Below are 18087 nucleotides of genomic sequence, written 5' to 3' on the forward strand. Positions count from 1 at the left end.
GATGCCAGGACACCGTGGAGGCGCGTTGCAGGGGATCGGCCGTTGGATGCTGAGGGCGGTGCTGGGTTTCGTGGCCCTGGTACTCCTGCTCTCTCTGGTGAGCTTCAATCCGCTGGATCCGCATCCCTTCACCCAGGGTCCGGCGGTGGCCGCCGTGCAGAACCTCTGCGGCATCGTGGGCGCGACCCTGGCCGGGCTGCTGCAGACCCTGATGGGCGTGGGCGCCTGGATCGTGCCGCCCTACCTCCTTTGGGAGGCGTGGCCCCGGGAGGGCCGCCACTGGCCTGGACGCCTGGCCTGGCTGGGCCTGGCCCTCGCCTTCTGGACCGCCCTCGGCGCCTTCGCCCCCCGCCTCTGGACGGGCCTGGCGGATGGCGGCACCGTGCAGCTCCGCTGGGGCGGCTGGCTCGGCAGCGCCCTCTGGCCCGCCCAGCGCCGCCTGCTGGGTCCCGTGGGCCTGCCCCTGCTCCTGGCCCTCGTGGGCCTCGTCTGCGCCCTGGTGCTGGCCCCCTCCCTCACCCGCGCCCTGGGCCTCCTGCTCCACCGCTGGCTCGGCGAGAAGGCCTGGCCCTGGATGAAACCCATGCCCGCCAAGGGCTTCCAGGGCTTCCTCACCATGGTCAAGCGCCCATTCCTCCGCGGGCGGAATCCAGAGCAGCCTGAGCTCGATGCCGCCGATGGCGCCGCCCTCAAGGCCCTGGCCATGCGCCAGCAGGCGCTGGAGGCGCAGCGCGAGTCGCTGCTCAAGGCCGAACTGGAGACCGCCGAAGCCCGGAAGAAGCAGCCCCAGATCCGCGCCGAGGACCTGCTGCCCCCCATCCACTCCCTGCACCTGGATGCCGCGCAGGCCGTCATCGACGCGCAGCCGCTTCCGGCCGCGGGCCCCATTTCCGCCGATCCCACGGCCCCCTTCCGCGCCAAGCTGCTGGTGGACGCCCCCACTCAGCCGCCGCCGAAACCCACCGTGGCCAAGGCCCAGGTGGCGAAGGACCGCTTCGGCCGCGAGAGCGTGCAGCCGCCCCTCCCCCTCACCGAACCCACCCCCGCCAAGCCTCTGCCGCCGCTTCCCGCCCCGGTTCCCGCGGAGCGGTTGAAACCCTCCGTCGCCGAGCGCGAGACCCTGCCGCCCCGCCGCCTCTTCGATCCGCCGGGCCAGCACGCCAAGGCCGACTTGGCCATGCTGGAGTCCATCAAGGAGCGCATTGGACAGAAGCTGTCCGAATTCAAGATCAAGGGTGCGGTCACCGGCATGCAGCCCGGACCCGTGGTCACGGTCTTCGAATTCCAGCCGGACGCCGGCATCCCGCTGTCGCGCATCCTGGGCATGGAGGAGGATCTCGCCCTGGCCCTCCAGGCCGAGGCCGTGCGCATGGACCGCATTCCCGGCAAGAACCTGGTGGGCATCGAAGTGCCTAACCCCAAGCGGGAGATCATCACCTTCCGCGAAGTGATCGACAGCCCCGCCTTCCGGGATGCCGGCGGGCTGCTGCAGCTGGCCCTCGGCAAGGACATCGCCGGCCGCCCGGTCGTGGCCGACCTCAACAAGATGCCGCACCTGCTCATCGGCGGCAGCACCGGCAGCGGCAAGAGCGTGGGCGTGAACGCCATGATCTGCTCCTGCCTCGTGCGCGCCATGCCCGATGAGGTGAAGCTCATCCTGGTGGATCCCAAGATGGTGGAGCTGGGCGTCTACGAGGACATCCCCCATCTGTGGGCTCCGGTGGTCACCGACATGAAGGAGGCGGGCCGGGTCCTCAAGTGGGTGGTGGCCCAGATGGAGGACCGCTACCGCCGCCTGGCGCTGTTGAGCGTCCGCGACCTGAAGGGCTTCAACGCCAAGATCGCGGATGCCGGCGGCTCCATGGATCTCACGGACCGGACGCCGAATCCCCGCTGGCCCGATCGCCCCTCGGTGCTCGAACCCCTGCCCTATGTGCTGGTGGTCATCGACGAGCTGGCGGACCTCATGATGGTCGCCCGCAGCGAAGTCGAGGACAGCATCGCGCGCATCGCGCAGAAGGCCCGCGCCGTGGGCATCCACCTGATCCTGGCCACCCAGCGGCCCAGCGTGGATGTGGTCACGGGCGTCATCAAGGCCAACCTGCCCAGCCGCCTCAGCTACCGCGTGCGCACCAAGATCGACAGCCGCACCATCCTGGATTCCGGCGGCGGCGAGCAGCTGCTGGGCGCGGGCGACGCGCTCTTCCTCCCCAACGGCGCCAGCCATCCGAAGCGCATCCATGCCCCCTTCCTCAGCGAAGACGAGACGCTGCGCCTCGTGACCTGGCTGCGGGAACGGGGCCGCCCCGACTACAACCAGGCCCTCATCAGCGCCATGGAGGCCGAGGAGGAGGCGCTCATCGAGGATCCCGACGCCGCGGCCGTCGGCGGGGACGACATCTACCAGCGCGCCATCGCCGTGGTGACCCGCGAACGCAAGGCCAGCACCAGCCTGCTCCAGCGCAAGCTGAACCTTGGCTACGGGCGCGCCGCACGGATCATCGACCGCATGGAATCGGAAGGCATCGTCGGCCCGGACCGCGGCGCGGGAAAGCCCCGCGAAGTCTTCGCTCCCGCCGAGTGAGGATCCGAAATAGACCCCCTTCAGGTGGCGTGATGTCGCCACTGGGGTGGCCGTAGACCGGGATCACATCTTTCTGGATTTATAGGCAAACAACCATAGACTCCAATCGTTCACGACCCATGGAGCACCTATGAACCGTCCGAACCGATTCCCCCTCCTGCTCGCCTGCATCGCCGCCAGCACCACACTGGTCGCCGCGGACGCCCCTGCCAAGCCGGCTTCCGCCAAGATCTGCACCACCTGCCACACCACCGCCCCCGACAACCTCCGCGGTCACTTCGACAACCTGGCCCTGAAGAACAACTCCTTCCAGCTCAAGATCGACGAGCGCACCGAGGTGCTCCGCTTCGACAAGGCCACCGTGAAGGTCGTGACGCCCGAACCCGCCGCCGATGTGGACGCAGCGCTCAAGAGCATCGCCAGGGGCCACGAAGTGCGCGTGCAGTTCACGGAGAGGGACGGCGTGAAGACCGCCGTGGCCGTGTTCGCCAAGCCCCCGGTGAAGCTGGCGGCCCATGAGACCGTCACCCTGGACGAGATCCAGAAGCTGGTGGCCATGGGCCCGGAGAAGGGGAAATACTTCCTCTTCGATTCCCGTCCCACGCCCCGCTTCCTGGAAGGTGCCATCCCCACGGCCGTGAACCTGCCCTTCCCCGCCTTCGACAAGAACGCGGACAAGCTTCCCGCCGACAAGCAGGCGCTGGTGATCTTCTACTGCAGCGGAAAGACCTGCAACATGAGCCCCGGCTCGCTGGCCAAGGCCAAGAAGCTGGGCTACACCAACGCCAAGGTGTTCATCGACGGCATGCCCGCCTGGACCAAGAAGAATTATGGCGTGCTGAGCCCCGCGGCCCTGAAGACCGCCTTCGTCGACACCAGCACCCCGCTGGTGATCCTGGATGCCCGTCCCACGGCCGAGGCTTCCAAGGGCTTCATCAAGGGGGCGGTGGCCGCCGATCCCGCCAAGCTCGCCGACCTGCTCAAGACCTTCCCCGCCCCCAAGCTGAAGCCCCCCATCGTGGTGGTGGATGAAACGGGCGGTGCTTCTGCCAAAGCCGTGGCCGCAGAGCTCATCAAGGCCGGCTATGGCGGCGTGAACCTCCTTTCCGGCGGCTTCAAGGCCTGGCAGACCGCGGCCCTGCCCGTGGAGACCGGCACCCTGGCCGCCAAGGCCAGCTTCGTGCCCAAGCCCCGCCCGGGCGCCATCTCCCCGGCCGAGTTCGCCAAGGTGGCCGAACTGGCCCCGGCGGAGCGGGGCGCCGTGATTCTCGATGTGCGGAACCCCGACGAGACGAAGAACGGCACCATCAAGGGTGCCCTCACGATTCCCGAGCCCCAGCTCCTGGCCCGCCTCGCCGAGCTCCCCAAGGGCGCGAAGATCCTCTGCCACTGCTCCACCGGCATCCGCGCTGAGCTGGCCTACCACCTGCTGAAGGAGAAGGGCTTCGAGGTGCGGTTCCTCCCCACGGAGATCACCATCATCGACACCGGCGACTTCACCATCGACTAGCGAGGGAGGGGCTTTTGGCCCCTCTCCGCCATTCCTGGCTCCGGAACTCAATCCCGCCCGGCGGGGGCCGATGACGAGACACGGGTTCTCCTGCATGCCCGCGGAGGCGAAGCCATGTGGATGAAGGCACTGCGCACCTATCTCCAGTCCCTGGGCGGCAAGGTCTTTTCCACGGCCATGACCCCCGTGCTCTTCTTCATCGTGCTGATCGCCGGCTACATGCTCCCGACGGTGCACAGCCTCCTGCTGAACGCCAAAAAGGAGGGCCTGAGGCATGTGGTCGAAAGCGCCCACTCCCAGGTGAGCCACCTGGTGGAGGAAGCCAAGGCCGGCCGCCTGAGCCAGGAGGAAGCCCAGGTCCGGGCCAAGGACCTCGTGGGCGCCCTGCGCTTCGACGGCAGCAACTATGTCTACATCCACGGGCCCAACCACAGCGTCCTCCTCCTGCCCGTTGCCCGGCAGCTGGAAGGCAAGGCCGGCGAGGAGCTGCCCCCGGCCACCCTGGCAATCGTCAAGGCCATGCGGCAAGTGTCCGCGCCCACGACCGGGGGATTCTACGACTACCCCTACGCCAAGCCCGGCAAAGAGGGCCTCTTCCCCAAGTCGGCCTATGCCAAGCGCATCGAGGCCTGGGACTGGGTCGTCGGGGCGGGCGTCTACCTGGATGATGTCGATACGGAAATGCGCCGGATCAGCTGGGCCATCCTCGGCGCCACCCTGGCCGTGGCCATCCTGGTGGCCTTCATTTCGCAGAAGCGCTCCCGGTCGGCCGTGAAACCCCTGAAGCAGCTGGTCCTGGGCCTTCGCGAAAGCGACCTCTCGAAACGGATCGAGGTGGAGACCCAGGATGAGATCGGCGAAGCGGCCGAGGCCTTCAACGCCTACAACGGGCGCATGCGGGGCACGGTCCAGACCATCGGGTCCTATGCCGATCGGGTGGCCTCCGGCAGCTCGGAGCTGGCCGCCACCTCCCAGGAAATGGCCCGCGCGGTCGATGACATCGCGAGGGTGAGTGAGGAGCTGAAGAAATCCGGCGAGCAGGTCACGGCCGCCATGGAGCGCCTGAGCGGCAACGCCGGGACCATGCGCGAGCGCACCCAGCAGACCGAGGCCGCCGGCGGAGAGGCCGTCCAGGACACGGCCCGGGGTGCCGAGGCGGGCCAGAGCGCGGCCCAGGGCATGGAGCAGATCCAGGACGCCACCTCCCAGATCGTGAAGGCCGTCCAGGTCATCCAGGACATCGCTCGCCAGACCAACCTGCTCTCCTTGAACGCGGCCATCGAGGCGGCCAAAGCGGGCTCCATGGGCAAGGGCTTCGCCGTGGTGGCTGAGGAGGTCCGCAAGCTCGCCGAGCGGTCCCGCAGCGCCGCCCTTGAAATCGAGCAGCTCAACCAGCGTGCCCAGGAAGCGGTGGCGGGTGGTGTGGACGGGGTCAGCCTCAGCCTGAAGAACCTCCAGGCCATCCGGGACCGGATCAGCCACATCGCCACCAGCATCCGGGACATCGGCGCCCTCAGCCAGGAACAGGCGACCACCAGCCAGGAGGTCACCCGGCGCATGAATCAGACCACGGACCAGCTTGCCCAGAACGCCTCAGCGACCCAGGAGCTTTCCGCCACCGTCCACGAGATCACCAAGACCTCCGATGACCTGGCCAGTGTGGCCGAAGGGCTCCGGAAGGTGGTGGACGGCTTCAAGGTCTGAGGACGCCCGTCATTCGGGCGCCACCACCTTCTTCGGCACCCGCCACCGGCTGCGCTTGGCGAACTCGGCCATGCCGCTGGCGTGGCAGCTCTGGCAGGCCTCCAGGTGGGCGTCTGGGCTCCGCCAGTAGGCGCGGGCCTCGCCGCCCACCTCGCGGCGCTGCTCCAGAGGAACCCGGGCCCAGTAGAAGGTGAGCGAGGGGCCGCCCTCCTTCATCTCCAGGGCGTACAGCGGCCCGGGCTCGGTGCCCGGCCGGCCCCAGCGGTCTTCCAGCGTGCTCAGCACCACCAGCGCCCCGGGGGGGAGGGTCTGGCCCGCCCGGTAGGCCGCGGCGGCCGCGGGGTTGGCCCAGGCGCGAATCCAGCGCCCGCCATGGGCCGGGGACTTCACCGGCTCGGTGTGAATGGGTTCCAGGGCGCCATAGTCCAGCACCCGGAGGGGAGCCGAGGCCTCGGGATCCGACGGGGCCGGTGCGGCGGCGGCGGCCGGAACCGGCGCAGGCGCAGCAACGAGCGGTGGCGGCGCTGAAACCGGGGCCTGGCCTTTGGGGTGGGCAAGGCTGAATCCGCTCTGCCCCGTGGCCAGCAGCAGGGCGCACCAGCCCAGACCGAACAGCAGGGCGAGGAAGCCGAGGCTCTGGTGATCCTTCCGCGGCCGGTTCATGGCCCAGAGGGCGGCCACGGCCAGGGGGATCGTCGCGGCTGCCAGCACGGCGTGGCGGAAGAGGAGGCCATCGGCCCCCGGGCCCGCCGCCGGCACGGGGAAGAACCGGGTGGCCGGGATCAGGCCGTGCATCCTGCCAGCGGCCAGTCCGCTGACCATGGCCGCCAGGAGGCCCAGCGCCCCGGCCCAGCCCAGGTACCGGGCCACCGTCCACCAGGGACGGATGCCCCGTCCGGAGCGCTGGGACGAGAGCAGCACCCAGGGCAGCAGCAGTCCGGTCGCCACCGGGAGGTGGGACAGCAGGGCGTGTTTGAGGGCAATCCATTCCATGGGACCCACGCTGAGCGGATGCAAGGCTTCCCGCAGTCTGCCAGCCCCGGGGAAATCCTGGGAGAGGAATTCCTGTCACAATCGCGTCCATGAAGCAGACCCTTCTCCAGCATGTCCAGGAGTCCGTCCAGCTGAAGCAGGCCTTCTTCGCCCGGGAGCTGGACCACATCCTCGCCCAGGCCGACGACATGGCCGAACGGCTCCGGCGGGGCGGGCGCATCCTCGTCTGCGGCAACGGCGGCAGCGCCGCCGACGCCCAGCACCTGGCCGCCGAGCTGAGCGGCCGCTACCTCAAGGAGCGCCGGGCCCTCGCGGGCATCGCCCTCACCACGGACACCTCGGCCCTGACGGCCATCGGCAACGACTACGGCTTCGACCAGATCTTCTCCCGCCAGGTGGAGGCCCTGGGCCGGCCGGGCGACCTGCTCATCGGCATCAGCACCAGCGGCAACAGCCCCAATGTCATCCGCGCCGTAGCCTCCGCCAAGGAGCTCGGCATCCGCACCCTGGGCCTGCTGGGCCGGGATGGCGGGAAGCTGGCCGGCCTGATGGACGATGCCCTGGTGGTGCCTTCTCCAGTGACGGCGCGCATCCAGGAGGTCCACCAGATGATCTACCACTTCTGGTGCGAGGCCCTTGATGCCGAGTTCTGAGGCCCCGCGGTGAACGCGGCCGCCGGCCTGCTGCTCCTGGTCCTCCTGGGCCAGCAGCCGCGAACCTACTACTGGCGCGATGCCGCCGGTCAGACCCACATCACCAACACGCCCCCGCCCGCAGATGCCGAAATCCTCGATCCTCCGCCCCCGCCGAGCGTGGAGACGGGAAGGCCGGGCGCCCGCGTGGTGCCCATCCGGCAGAGCGACAGCCGGGGGGGACGCGAGCCCGTGGTGCTGAACCCCGCCCAACAGCAGGCCTGGAGCACCCTCGACGCCCACCTGGCCAAGGCGCGCAGCGAAGGGGACCGACGGACCTTGGAGGCCGTGACCGATTCCCTCATCCACGACTGCCTGTGGGGCAACGGGCTCTGGGCCATGCCAGCCCTCCCCGTCCTGTCCCTGCTGCTCATGGGCCTCATGGGCTGGTGGCTGGCCCTGGGGCTGCGGACCGACCTCCGGATCCCCCTGGTGGGCGGCTTCCTGGTCCTGGGCCTGGCCTTCGGCCACCTGCTCGTAGGCACCTTCCTCTACCATCCCCAGTCCGTCCGCCTGCGGCAGAACCTCGAGCTGCTCGAACTCCACATGGGGACGGGCCGGACCCTGCGCCCCGAGCACCGGACCCTGCTCCAGCAGCGCTACCTGGCCCTGGAACAGGCCGCCGAACCCACGAAGGCACCCTGGCGCTTCCCGGAGGAAGTCCAGACCCTCCGGGAGGTCATGAAGCGGGTGATGGTTGAGCCCTGACCTTCCGCCCGTCCTGGCGGAGCGGCTTCCGGCGCTCAGATCCGCCGCCCAGGCGGAGCCCCTGGGCCTCTACCTGCACATCCCCTTCTGCCTGGACCGCTGCACCTACTGCTCCTTCACCACCACCCGGGACCGCGAGCTCCAACCCGCGACGATCCGCCGGCTGATCTCGCAGGTCCAGGCCTGGGGCGAGGCCCTCGGCTGCCCCCGGGTGGACACCCTGTACCTGGGCGGCGGCACGCCGTCGCTGCTGACACCGGCGGAGCTGGCGGAACTCACCGCCGCTGTGCGGGGGGCCTTCGACCTGTCGCCCCTGCGCGAGGCCACCTTCGAGGCCAATCCCGGCACCGTGGACCTGGCCTGGCTCCAGCAGGCGCGCGCGCTGGGCTGGGATCGCGTCAGCCTCGGCGTGCAGGCCCTGGACGATGGGCTGCTGGGACGGCTGGGACGCATCCACGGCGAGGCCCAGGCCCTGGAGGCCCTGGACCTGGCGGGCCGCGCTGGATTCCATCGCCGCAGCGCCGACCTCATGGTGGGCATCCCCGGCCAGTCGCTGGCCAAGGTGGTCGAGGACGCCCGGGTGCTTGCCGCTACCGGCATCGACCACCTCAGCATCTACCTGCTGGACCTGGACAAGGCCTGCCCCCTCCGCGCCGACATCGATGCGGGACGGCTGTCGCTCCCCTCCGAGGACGAGGTCGCCGATGTGTTCGAGGCCCTGCAGGACGCCCTGCCGGGCCTGGGGCTCGCGCCGTACGAGATCAGCAACTACGCCCGGCCCGGTGCGGAGTCCATCCACAACACCCGCTACTGGGAGCGCCGGCCCTACCTGGGTCTGGGTCCCAGCGCCGCCTCCCAGCTGGGCGCCTTCCGCTGGACCGAATCCGCCGTGATTCCGGCCTGGGCCGATGGGCGCGGCGCCCTTGATGTCCAGGAGCTGGATGCCGCTGAGATCCTGGCTGAAATCCCCCTCCTGGGGCTGCGCTTGCACCGGGGCGTGGCCTGGGGCGCGCTCCGCGGCGAAGCCGATGCCCGCCACCTGCGGCCCCTCTGCGACGGGTGGGAAGCGAGGCTGCACGACTTGGCCAAAGAAGGACTCGTCGTGTGGGAGGGCGATCAGGTGCGCCTCAGCCCCCGCGGGATGCTCCTGAGCAACGGCATCCTCCAGATGTTCGTCTAGCCTCGTATCATGATGTGAGTGACCCGCCCCCGGGGAACGCCATGGAGTCCCCGTGCTTTACCTCGGCGAAGGCGCCGCCCTCCTCACCTCGCTCTGCTGGTCGCTGAACTCCGTGTGCTTCACCGTGGCCGGGCGCCGGGTGGGCTCGGCCTCGGTGAATCTGGGGCGCCTGCTCATGGCCTGGGGGGTGCTGATCCTGGTGCACCTGGCGCTCTATGGCAGCCTCTTTCCCCTGCAGGCCGGAGGGGCCCGCCTGGGCTGGCTGGGCCTGTCCGGGCTCATTGGCTTCGCCCTGGGCGACGCGGTGCTCTTCGAGGCCTTTCTGCTGATCGGGCCGCGGCTGGCCATGCTGCTGATGACCCTCTCGCCCATCTTCAGCGCCCTTCTGGCTTGGCTGTTCCTGGGGCAGAGCATGAGCCTCGCCAAGATCATGGCCATGGCCCTCACCCTGGGCGGCATCGCCTGGGTGGTGTGGGGCGATGGTGACCACGAGGCCCATCCCCACCTGTGGCGCGGTGTCCTGCTGGGCATCGGCGGCGCCCTGGGCCAGTCCGTGGGCCTGGTGTTCAGCATGTTCGGCCTGGCGGGCGATTTTCCGCCCATCTCAGCCAACCTCATCCGCGTGACCGCGGGCCTGGCCGCACTGCTGCTCTATTTCGGCGCGACGGGACGCCTGCGGGGCAGCCTGGGCAGCCTGCGGGATGGCCGCGCCACGGCCTTCATCGGCCTTGGCGCCCTCACGGGCCCTGTGCTGGGCGTGGTGCTCTCGCTCATCGCCATCGCCAAGGCCCCCATGGGCGTGGCGGCCACCCTGATGTCGCTCTCCCCGGTGATCCTGCTGCCGGTCTCCCACTTTGTCTTCAAGGAGAAGGTGGGCGGCCATGCGATCCTCGGAACGCTGCTGGCCCTCGCGGGCGCCGCGGCCTTGTTCTTCGTCTAGGAGCTGCCATGTCCCTGCTCAAGGATCCCGTCAGCTGGCTCTATCCGGCCCTCGAGCCCCGCCAGACCCACCGCCTGAAGGTCTCGGCGTTGCATGAGCTCCATGTCGAGGAGAGCGGAAACCCGCAGGGCAAACCCGTGATCTTCCTTCACGGGGGCCCCGGCGGCGGCACCAGCCCCAAGCACCGCCGCTACTTCGATCCCGCCAAGTACCGCATCATCCTCTTCGACCAGCGGGGCTGCGGCCAGAGCACCCCCTACGCCGAGGTCCGCGAGAACGGCACCTGGGACCTGGTGGCCGATATCGAGCGCATCCGCGAGCACCTGGGCATCGAGCGCTGGATGGTCTTCGGCGGCTCCTGGGGCGCCACGCTGGGTTTGGCCTATGCGGAGACCCACCCGCAGCGCGTGACGGAACTGATCCTCCGCGGCGTGTTCCTGCTGCGGCAGCGCGAGGTGGATTGGCTCTACCAGGAGGGGGCCAGCCGCGTGTTCCCCGACGCCTGGGAACCCTACCGCGATGCCATCCCCGCCGCCGAGCGGGGCGACTTCCTGCAGGCCTACGCCAAGCGCCTGCTGAGCGAGGACCCCGCCCTGAACCTGCCGGCGGCCAAGGCCTGGAGCATCTGGGAGGGCGCCACCAGCAAGCTCATCCCCGACCCCGACTTCATCGCCTCCTACGGCGACGAGGCCACGACCCTGGCCTTCGCGCGCATCGAGTGTCACTACTTCCTGAACAAGGGCTGGATGGAGGAGGGTCAGCTGTTGCGGGACGCGACCCGGCTCAAGGGCATTCCCGGTGCCATCATCCAAGGCCGCTACGACATGGTCTGCCCCATCGAAAGTGCCTGGGCCCTGTCCCAGGCCTGGCCCGAAGCCGACCTGGTCATCGTTCCCGATGCCGGGCACAGCGCTTACGAGCCCGGCATCTCCCGGGCCCTGGTGGCGGCCACGGACCGCTTCGCGGGGTGAATGGCGGGGGGAGGACGGAAGCAGCTGCTCCGTCCTCCCCCCGGCCCGGTGCCCAGCCTAGGCCAGGCGCGCCGCCACATCGCGGTAGTCGGGATCCATCTCGTAGACGGCCTTGAACTCCTCGGCGGCCATGGCCGTGTGGCCCTGCTGGAGGTAGATCTCGGCGAGGTCGTAGCGGAGGCCGATGCTGTCCTCGGGAGGGAAGCCCGGAGCCAGGATGCCCTGTCGGAGCCATTCCACGGCCGCGTTCAGATCGCCCCGATCCTGCTCGCAGATGCTGAGCATGGAGCAGCACTCCAGGGTGCGCTCGGGGTCGCCCATGGCGATCTTGAACTCCTCGAGGGCGGGCTCGATGAGGGCCATCTCCTTGTAGGCGATGCCCAGGTTGTAGTGGGTGTCGTAGTCGTCGCCCTTGACCTGCTTTTCGACACCCTCGCGGAAGGCGCTGAACAGCTCGTCCACGCTCTGGATCTTCTCCACCATGTGGGTGGCGTCGTGCATCTCCTCGCCCTCGCCCGTATCCATGAGGGCCGTGCCCAGCACATCGGTGAGGTCGAAGAAGGAATTGGCGAAGTCGTTCTCGTCGAGGGCGCTGGCCTTGGCGATGTGCCCCAGCTTCTGGAGGGCGCTCTCCGCACGCTCCAGACGGGCCTGCAGCTCGGGATGCCCCGGGAACTGCCGGAGGGCGGTCTCGATCTCGGCCTTGGCCTCCTCGGGACTGCCGTAATCCATCTGAAAATCGATGTCGCCGAGGAGGCTGGCCAGCTCTTCGGATACTGGCTCCGACAGGGGTTCCGGCAACGGTTCCGGCAGCGACTTCCCTTCCGGCGCGAGGTCTCCGAACGCCGGCTCCAGGTCGGCCGAGAGAGGCGGTAGACCGGCCACCACTTCCGGCGCAAGGATCTGGGTGGGGATGGGCGGGAGCGGCGTCGTGGGGGCCGAGAAGGCCCCGCCTTCCGAGATCATGTCGGTGAGCGTGTCCTCCATCCAGCTCAGATCGGAGGCATCGAGGGCTGCGGGCTCCACCGGCGAGGTAAAGGGCACGGCCGGGGGCACCGGAGTACCTGCGGGCGGCGCGAAGGGATCCGGCAGCACCGGAAGCCCGTCCCCCAGAGGAATGGGCTCGAAGGCCCGGCTGGGCGCCGGCGCCGGCGCAGGTGCAGATCCAAGTGCCGCCTCGCCAGGGGGCGTCGGCTCGAAGCTCGGCAGATCCAGCGCGATCAGCGCATCCAGGTCGCTGGGGGGCGATGGCAGCGCGATGGGCGCGGGGGGGCGGCCAGCCCCGGGTTCGGGCAGGCCCATGGCCCGGCGGTGGATCCGCGTGGAGCCGGGGAACAGCTGCTCCGCCATGTCGAGCAGATGGCCGGCCTCCCGCTTCTTGCCGAGCTGGGCCAGGGCCTGGGCGCTCTGCACATACTGCATCTGCACCTTGGTGAGGTGCCCGGTGGTGCGGTGCACGGCGACGATGGCCTCGATGATGGTGAGGTCCGCAGGATCCAGCTCGAGGGCCTTCTTGAAGGTCTCCACGGCGCGGTCGTGGCTGCCCCCCCGGAGCAGGGCCTCGGCCTCGCGGGAGAGCTGCTCGATGCGGAGGCGCCGCACGGGATCCACTTCGGTCTCGCCGCCGTGGCGCGTGATCTCCTGGGGCAGCGGGGCCTGGAAGCCGCTGGCGCTGCCGGGGACGGAGAATCCCGCCGTGGGCGGGGCCGGGACGACTCCGGGAACGGCGCCCAGGGCCTGGAGCTGGCTCGACAGATGCCCGATCAGCGCCTGGTCGCTGGCCTGGGTGGCCAGGGCGTAGGCGCTCTGGAGGGCCTGGACCTGTTCCGTCCGGTTGCCGCTCTGGTGGGCGATCTCCGCGAGAAGGATCCACGCCTCGCTGCCCATGTGATCCTGCAGGGCGTTCCGCAGGGCGCGGGCGACCATGTCGCCCGACCCTCTCCGGGCCAGCTCGCGGGCGATGGGGGCGAAGAGCCGGAGGCCCTCCTCCGCCCGATCGGCGTTCGCGAGGTTGCGAAGAGACTTCTCGCAGAGGGGCAGGGTCTTGTCCGGCAGCTGGGCGATCTCGGCCAGAGCCTCCAGCGCGCGATCGGGGTGGCCGCTGCGCAGTTCGATTTCGGCCAGCGCCTCCAGCAGCTCGGTATTCCTCGGGTTGTTGCCCAGTCCCTCCCGCAGGTGCTGGGCGGCCGTGGTGTAGTCGCCCTGGATCACGCCCAGACGGCTCTGGGTGAGGTAGACCTGGGGCGTGGAGATCATCGACTTGGCGCGCTCGAGGATCTGGTTGGCCTCGCCGTGCATCTGCTCCATGGCCAGCGACTCGGCCACCTCGAGGTAGATGCCCGCGGCACGGTCCTTCATGCCCTCCTTGTTGTAGAGGTCCGCGAGCTTGACCTTCATCTTCAGGTTCTTGGGATCGAGATCGACGACCTTGTTGAACTCTTCCAGAGCCCGCTTGATGAGGCCCTTCTTCTGGAAGTGCTCAGCCACCTGCAGGTGGACCTTCACCGCATCGCCGACCTTGTTCATCTGGCGGTAGAGGTCCGCCAGGCGCTGGGCCGCGTCGATGTCCTCGGGGGCGTTGCGGACCACCTTCTGGAAGATAGCGGCGGCGCGGGCATTGAAGCCGTCCCGCTCGTAGGCGCCGCCCAGCCGCTTGTGGATCTCGACGCCTTCCTTCACGCGACCGGTCTGCACGCAGAGGTCGCCGATCTGGTTCAGCGTGGAGTAGTCCTTCGGGTTGTCCTCGACGAGCTTCTGGAATTCCTCGATGGCCCGCTCGACCTTCCCGGCCGTCAAGAGCTTGTCGGCTTCCTTTTTGACTTTGACGCGATCAATGGCCATTCGCTTGCCTCAGGATGCCTGGCGGGGTTCGGAAAGTGTAGGCGCGGGCGGGCGGGCTTGAAAGGCCTACTGAAGATTCCGGCCCGTGAAGCTGTGCGGCAGCAGATCTTCCAGGCGGTGCAGCATCCGGGTGTTGCGATTGGCAAGCAGTACGGGCAGGCCCTCCGCGAATTCCGCCAGGGCCTGCCGGCAGGCGCCGCAGGGCGGCGTCAGCTTCGGCGAGTCCGTCACCACCACCGCGGCCACCAGATCCCCAGGCTGGAGCCCCGCGGCCACGGCCGCGCTGAGGGCTCCCCGCTCGGCGCAGAGGGTGACGGGGTAGGCGGCGTTCTCCACATTGCAGCCCCCCACGATCCCGTGCGAGGCCGTGAGCAGGGCCGCGCCCACCTGGAAGTGCGAGTAGGGCGCGTAGGCGTTCGAGCGGGCCCTCCAGGCCGCCTCCAGGAGCGGAGTCCAGGCGGGGGATTGGGGATCGTCGAACACCAGTGCCTCCTGAGGAGCCTTCAGCTTAGCGGACCTTCCGCGGCCTCCGCCCGATCCGTGCTGCCTTCGGCCCGGGCCTGGGCCAGAATCCGCCAGCAGGCGGTGTAGCCCCGTGCCTCGTGGGCACCCGAGGCCCCGTGGAACTCGAGGCTGATCTCCCGCTTCTGGAGGCGGGCCTGGAGGATGGCCCCGGACAAGCGCTCAAGCTCCCGCTCGAAGGGGCGGCCCGGTGCCCAGGCCGACAGGTCGATCCGCAGATGGAGCCCCAGGGGCCGCTCTTCCTCGAAGGTCCGCACCCAGGGCTGACTGCGCTGGGCCGTGCGCTTCCAGTGGACCCGGCCCGGGGGATCGCCCACCCGCAGGGGCCGCGCCCCCTCCGGGCTGCTGACGCCCTCCTGGGCCAGGGTGCGATGGCCCTCTCCGCGCCAGCTCGTGGGTGGTGCGGGGGGTGTCCGGGGATGGGGCAGCACGAGCAAGGGCTGATCGAGATCGATGAACCGGGACTTCTCCAGCAAACCGAAGGGGAAGCGGGTGCGCAGCTCAAGCCGCCGGAGCCGGGTCCAGCCCCGGTGCCCCGCCCGGACCTGGAATACCACCGAGGTCTCGCCGCTGCGGCTGGCGGCGCCCAGGAAGCTGGGCTGGACTTCGCCATCCTCCATCGAGAGAAGCAGCTCCAGGCCGCGGACCCGTCCCCGCCCCGGATCCTGCAACCGGAGGCGCAAGCCGCCCCGCACCCGGGCGAAGAGGTTGCCCTCCTCCAGCTCCTTCACCTTGAGGCCCTGGAGGGCCCGACGGCTGAGAACCCCCGAGACCAGGAACAGGCCCAGCATCAGCGAGAACACGAGGTAGAGCAGGTTGTTGCCCGTGTTCACCGAGAAGGCCCCCACCGCCAGCAGCGCCAGCAAATACTGCCCGCCCAGCCCCGTGAGGGACAGGCGCAGCCGGCGGTCGCTCCAGAGCCTCACGCAGCGCCTCCTGCGCCGCGCCCTTCGGGCTTCGGCTTCGCCAAGGTGGCCCTCCGCTCCTGCTCCGGCCTCACGCGGCGCCTCCACCTAACGCATGCTGCGCATGCTCCGGCGCGCTCCGCTTGCCGAGGTGGAGCCTCCCTGCGCCGCGCCCTTCGGGCTTCGGCTTCGCCCAAGTGGCCCTCTGCTCCCGCTTCGTGCTCATGGCCCCCAGCCTACCGCCCGGGCCTGCCTGCTAGCATGACCTTCTTCCCCAAGGCACCCATGCTGACCCGCCTCTTCCGAACCAAGACCCTGGAGCAGCTGCGGGCCAGCGCCGAGGAACCGGAACATCAGCTCAAGAAGAACCTGGGCGTCTTCGAGCTCACCACCTTCGGCATCGGGGCCATCATCGGGGCCGGCATCTTCTCCAGCATCGGCACCGCCGCTGCTGGAAACATGGCCGATGGGCGCCTCCCGGCAGGGCCGGGGCTGGTCCTGAGCATCCTCATCGTGGCCCTGATCTGCGGGTTCACGGCACTCGCCTACGCGGAACTGGCCTCCATGATCCCCGTGTCGGGCAGTGCCTACACCTACGCCTACGCCACGCTGGGCGAGCTGATGGCCTGGATCATCGGCTGGGACCTGCTGCTGGAGTACGCCATCTCCAATGTGGCCGTGGCCATCTCCTGGGGCGACTACGCCCGCAGCTTCTTCTCGACGGTCTTCCATGTGGACATCCCCGGCTGGCTGGGCATGGATCCGCGCAGCGCACTGAAGCTGGCGGAGGGGGTGCCCGCCATGGACCTGGCCGCCAAGCTCCAGGCGCTGGCCCAGGCCAAGGCGGGGCTGGTCCAAGGCGCTGCCATCTTCCTGAACTGGGAGGTCATCAGGACGGCCCCCACCGTGGCGGGCTTCCCCATCACCATCAACCTGCTGGCGGTGGTCATCACGACCCTCATCACCTGGCTCTGCTACATCGGCATCAAGGAGAGCGCCCGGGTGAACAGCGTCATGGTGATCATCAAGGTGGCGATCCTCCTCGCGGTGGTGGGGCTGGGGATCCGGTTCGTGAGCCCCGACAACTGGCACCCCTTCGTGCCCCACGGCTGGCGGGGCATCCAGGCGGGCGCCGCCATCATCTTCTTCGCCTTCATCGGCTTCGACGCCGTGAGCACCACCGCGGAGGAATGCCGCAACCCCGGGAAGGACCTGCCCCGCGGCATCCTGTGGTCCCTGCTGATCTGCACGGTGATCTACGCCGCCGTGGCCTTGGTGGTGACGGGCATGCTGCACTACACGAAGCTCGGCGGCATCGCCGACCCCCTGGCCTACATCTTCACCGAGCACAAGATGGGCGGGATCGCAGCGGTCATCAGCTTCGGGGCCGTCATCGCCACCACCGCCGCGCTGCTGGTCTACCAGGTGGGCCAGCCCCGCATCTTCATGAGCATGAGCCGGGACGGCCTGCTGGCGCCCTGGTTCGGCAAGGTGCATGACAAGTTCAAGACCCCCTCCCACGCCACGGTGCTCACGGGCTTCCTGGTGGCGATTCCCGCGGCCCTGCTCAACATCGACGAGGTGGTGGAGCTGGCCAACATCGGCACCCTGTTCGCCTTCGTCATCGTCTGCGTCGCCGTCCTCGTCCTGCGCAAGCGCCGCCCCGAGGCCCCGCGGAAGTTCCTCATGCCCTTCGCCTGGGTCATCGCCCCCCTGGGGATCCTGGGCTGCGTCTGGATCGCGCGGGGCCTGCCGGCCATTACCTGGTACCGCTTCTTCGCCTGGCTGGCCATCGGCCTGGTGGTCTACTTCTTCTACGGCTCCCGCAAGAGCCGCCTGGGGACGCCGACTGCGTCATGATAAGCGTGGAGTTGGCGCCATGTTCACCGGCCTGATCAGACATCTCGGCACGCTCGAATCCCGCACCTCCCGGCCTGGCGGCGCCCGGCTGCGCATCGCGTCCCCGGCGGACCTCCTGACCCGCGCCGAGCTGGGCGCCAGCATCGCCGTGAACGGCGCCTGCCTCACGAGCGTGGCTGTGGATGGGCGGGCCTGGGAGGCGGACCTCAGCGAAGAGACGCTGGAGAAGACCACCCTGGGCCGCCTGCCCCTGGGAGCTTCCCTGCACCTCGAACCCGCCCTGCGGGTGGGCGATCCGCTGGACGGCCACCTGGTCTCGGGCCATGTCGACGGCCTCGGACAGTTGCTGTCGCGCCCCCAGGGCCAGGGCGGCCTCGACGAGGGCATCTGGCGGTTCGCCATGGCCCCGGCCCTGGCGCCCATGATCGCGCCCAAGGGCTCCGTGGCCGTGGACGGCATCTCGCTCACGGTGGTGGACTGCGGCACCGACTGGTTCACCGTGGCCCTCATCCCCGAGACCGTGACCCGCACGGCCCTCCACCACCTGCGCCCCGGCACCGCCGTCAACCTGGAAGCCGATCCCATCGGCCGCTTCGTGGCCCGGGCCCTGGCCCTGCGGGGCAGCGACGAGAAGCTGACCCGCTTCGCCCAGGGGGGCTGGGGCCGCTGACGGCCGG

At 69.5% G+C, this 18087-nt stretch carries 14 protein-coding genes; 10 read left to right on the forward strand and 4 right to left on the reverse strand.

Annotated elements, in window-relative coordinates:
* The first annotated feature begins 25 nt into the window (after nucleotides 1–25).
* From QZ647_RS13705 to QZ647_RS13715, 3 genes are all read left to right on the forward strand, one after another.
* A complete protein-coding gene (locus tag QZ647_RS13705; RefSeq protein WP_291272699.1) occupies nucleotides 26–2584 on the forward strand; it encodes a DNA translocase FtsK 4TM domain-containing protein in 2559 nt (852 codons plus the stop codon).
* A gap of 130 nt (nucleotides 2585–2714) precedes the next feature.
* On the forward strand, nucleotides 2715–4094 hold the full coding sequence (locus QZ647_RS13710; RefSeq protein WP_291272700.1) for a rhodanese-like domain-containing protein: 1380 nt from the start codon (nucleotides 2715–2717) through the stop codon (nucleotides 4092–4094).
* A 114-nt stretch (nucleotides 4095–4208) separates the two neighbouring features.
* Nucleotides 4209–5798, forward strand: a complete 1590-nt coding sequence (locus QZ647_RS13715; protein WP_291272701.1) for a methyl-accepting chemotaxis protein — start codon at nucleotides 4209–4211, stop codon at nucleotides 5796–5798.
* 9 nt (nucleotides 5799–5807) lie between these two features.
* Here the strand turns inward: QZ647_RS13715 and QZ647_RS13720 are convergent, their stop codons facing one another.
* Nucleotides 5808–6791: a hypothetical protein gene (locus QZ647_RS13720; RefSeq protein ID WP_291272702.1), complete on the reverse strand. Its 984-nt coding sequence runs from the start codon at nucleotides 6789–6791 to the stop codon at nucleotides 5808–5810.
* Between the two features lie 89 nt (nucleotides 6792–6880).
* Between QZ647_RS13720 and gmhA the strand changes: the two genes are divergently transcribed.
* Genes gmhA through pip form a run of 5 tightly spaced genes read left to right on the forward strand, consistent with a single transcriptional unit; the run spans nucleotide 6881 to nucleotide 11282 of the window.
* Nucleotides 6881–7444: a D-sedoheptulose 7-phosphate isomerase gene (gene gmhA, locus QZ647_RS13725; protein ID WP_291272703.1), complete on the forward strand. Its 564-nt coding sequence runs from the start codon at nucleotides 6881–6883 to the stop codon at nucleotides 7442–7444.
* A gap of 9 nt (nucleotides 7445–7453) precedes the next feature.
* Nucleotides 7454–8191 (forward strand): DUF4124 domain-containing protein, encoded by a 738-nt coding sequence (locus QZ647_RS13730; protein ID WP_291272704.1) that lies wholly within the window; start codon nucleotides 7454–7456, stop codon nucleotides 8189–8191.
* Nucleotides 8181–9371 carry a coproporphyrinogen-III oxidase family protein gene (locus QZ647_RS13735; RefSeq protein WP_291272705.1) on the forward strand — a complete coding sequence of 397 codons (1191 nt, stop codon included), beginning with the start codon at nucleotides 8181–8183 and terminating at the stop codon, nucleotides 9369–9371. The genes QZ647_RS13730 and QZ647_RS13735 overlap by 11 nt, the downstream gene beginning before the upstream one ends.
* A gap of 52 nt (nucleotides 9372–9423) precedes the next feature.
* Nucleotides 9424–10311, forward strand: a complete 888-nt coding sequence (locus tag QZ647_RS13740) for a DMT family transporter (protein WP_291272706.1) — start codon at nucleotides 9424–9426, stop codon at nucleotides 10309–10311.
* Between the two features lie 8 nt (nucleotides 10312–10319).
* Nucleotides 10320–11282, forward strand: coding sequence for a prolyl aminopeptidase (gene pip / locus QZ647_RS13745; RefSeq protein ID WP_291272707.1), 963 nt, complete (start codon nucleotides 10320–10322; stop codon nucleotides 11280–11282).
* A gap of 57 nt (nucleotides 11283–11339) precedes the next feature.
* Here the strand turns inward: pip and QZ647_RS13750 are convergent, their stop codons facing one another.
* The 3 genes from QZ647_RS13750 to QZ647_RS13760 all read right to left on the reverse strand — a co-directional run bounded on the left by QZ647_RS13750 (nucleotide 11340) and on the right by QZ647_RS13760 (nucleotide 15571).
* On the reverse strand, nucleotides 11340–14123 hold the full coding sequence (locus QZ647_RS13750; protein ID WP_291272708.1) for a tetratricopeptide repeat protein: 2784 nt from the start codon (nucleotides 14121–14123) through the stop codon (nucleotides 11340–11342).
* Between the two features lie 66 nt (nucleotides 14124–14189).
* Nucleotides 14190–14606 (reverse strand): cytidine deaminase, encoded by a 417-nt coding sequence (locus QZ647_RS13755; RefSeq protein ID WP_291272709.1) that lies wholly within the window; start codon nucleotides 14604–14606, stop codon nucleotides 14190–14192.
* Between the two features lie 20 nt (nucleotides 14607–14626).
* Nucleotides 14627–15571: a DUF58 domain-containing protein gene (locus tag QZ647_RS13760; RefSeq protein WP_291272710.1), complete on the reverse strand. Its 945-nt coding sequence runs from the start codon at nucleotides 15569–15571 to the stop codon at nucleotides 14627–14629.
* Between the two features lie 264 nt (nucleotides 15572–15835).
* Between QZ647_RS13760 and QZ647_RS13765 the strand changes: the two genes are divergently transcribed.
* On the forward strand, nucleotides 15836–17410 hold the full coding sequence (locus QZ647_RS13765) for an amino acid permease (RefSeq protein ID WP_291272711.1): 1575 nt from the start codon (nucleotides 15836–15838) through the stop codon (nucleotides 17408–17410).
* Nucleotides 17411–17429: 19 nt separating this feature from the next.
* Nucleotides 17430–18080, forward strand: a complete 651-nt coding sequence (locus tag QZ647_RS13770; RefSeq protein ID WP_291272712.1) for a riboflavin synthase — start codon at nucleotides 17430–17432, stop codon at nucleotides 18078–18080.
* Nucleotides 18081–18087 lie beyond the last annotated feature (7 nt).

This window comes from Geothrix sp. (genome assembly GCF_020622065.1).
Lineage (GTDB): Bacteria > Acidobacteriota > Holophagae > Holophagales > Holophagaceae > Geothrix.

Coding starts and splice junctions, on each gene's coding strand:
- QZ647_RS13715 (WP_291272701.1), top strand. CDS start 4,209: ATGTGGATGAAGGCACTGCGCACCTATCTCCAGTCCCTGGGCGGCAAG.
- QZ647_RS13765 (WP_291272711.1), top strand. CDS start 15,836: ATGCTGACCCGCCTCTTCCGAACCAAGACCCTGGAGCAGCTGCGGGCC.
- gmhA (WP_291272703.1), top strand. CDS start 6,881: ATGAAGCAGACCCTTCTCCAGCATGTCCAGGAGTCCGTCCAGCTGAAG.
- QZ647_RS13710 (WP_291272700.1), top strand. CDS start 2,715: ATGAACCGTCCGAACCGATTCCCCCTCCTGCTCGCCTGCATCGCCGCC.
- pip (WP_291272707.1), top strand. CDS start 10,320: ATGTCCCTGCTCAAGGATCCCGTCAGCTGGCTCTATCCGGCCCTCGAG.
- QZ647_RS13770 (WP_291272712.1), top strand. CDS start 17,430: ATGTTCACCGGCCTGATCAGACATCTCGGCACGCTCGAATCCCGCACC.
- QZ647_RS13750 (WP_291272708.1), bottom strand. CDS start 14,123: ATGGCCATTGATCGCGTCAAAGTCAAAAAGGAAGCCGACAAGCTCTTG.
- QZ647_RS13720 (WP_291272702.1), bottom strand. CDS start 6,791: ATGGAATGGATTGCCCTCAAACACGCCCTGCTGTCCCACCTCCCGGTG.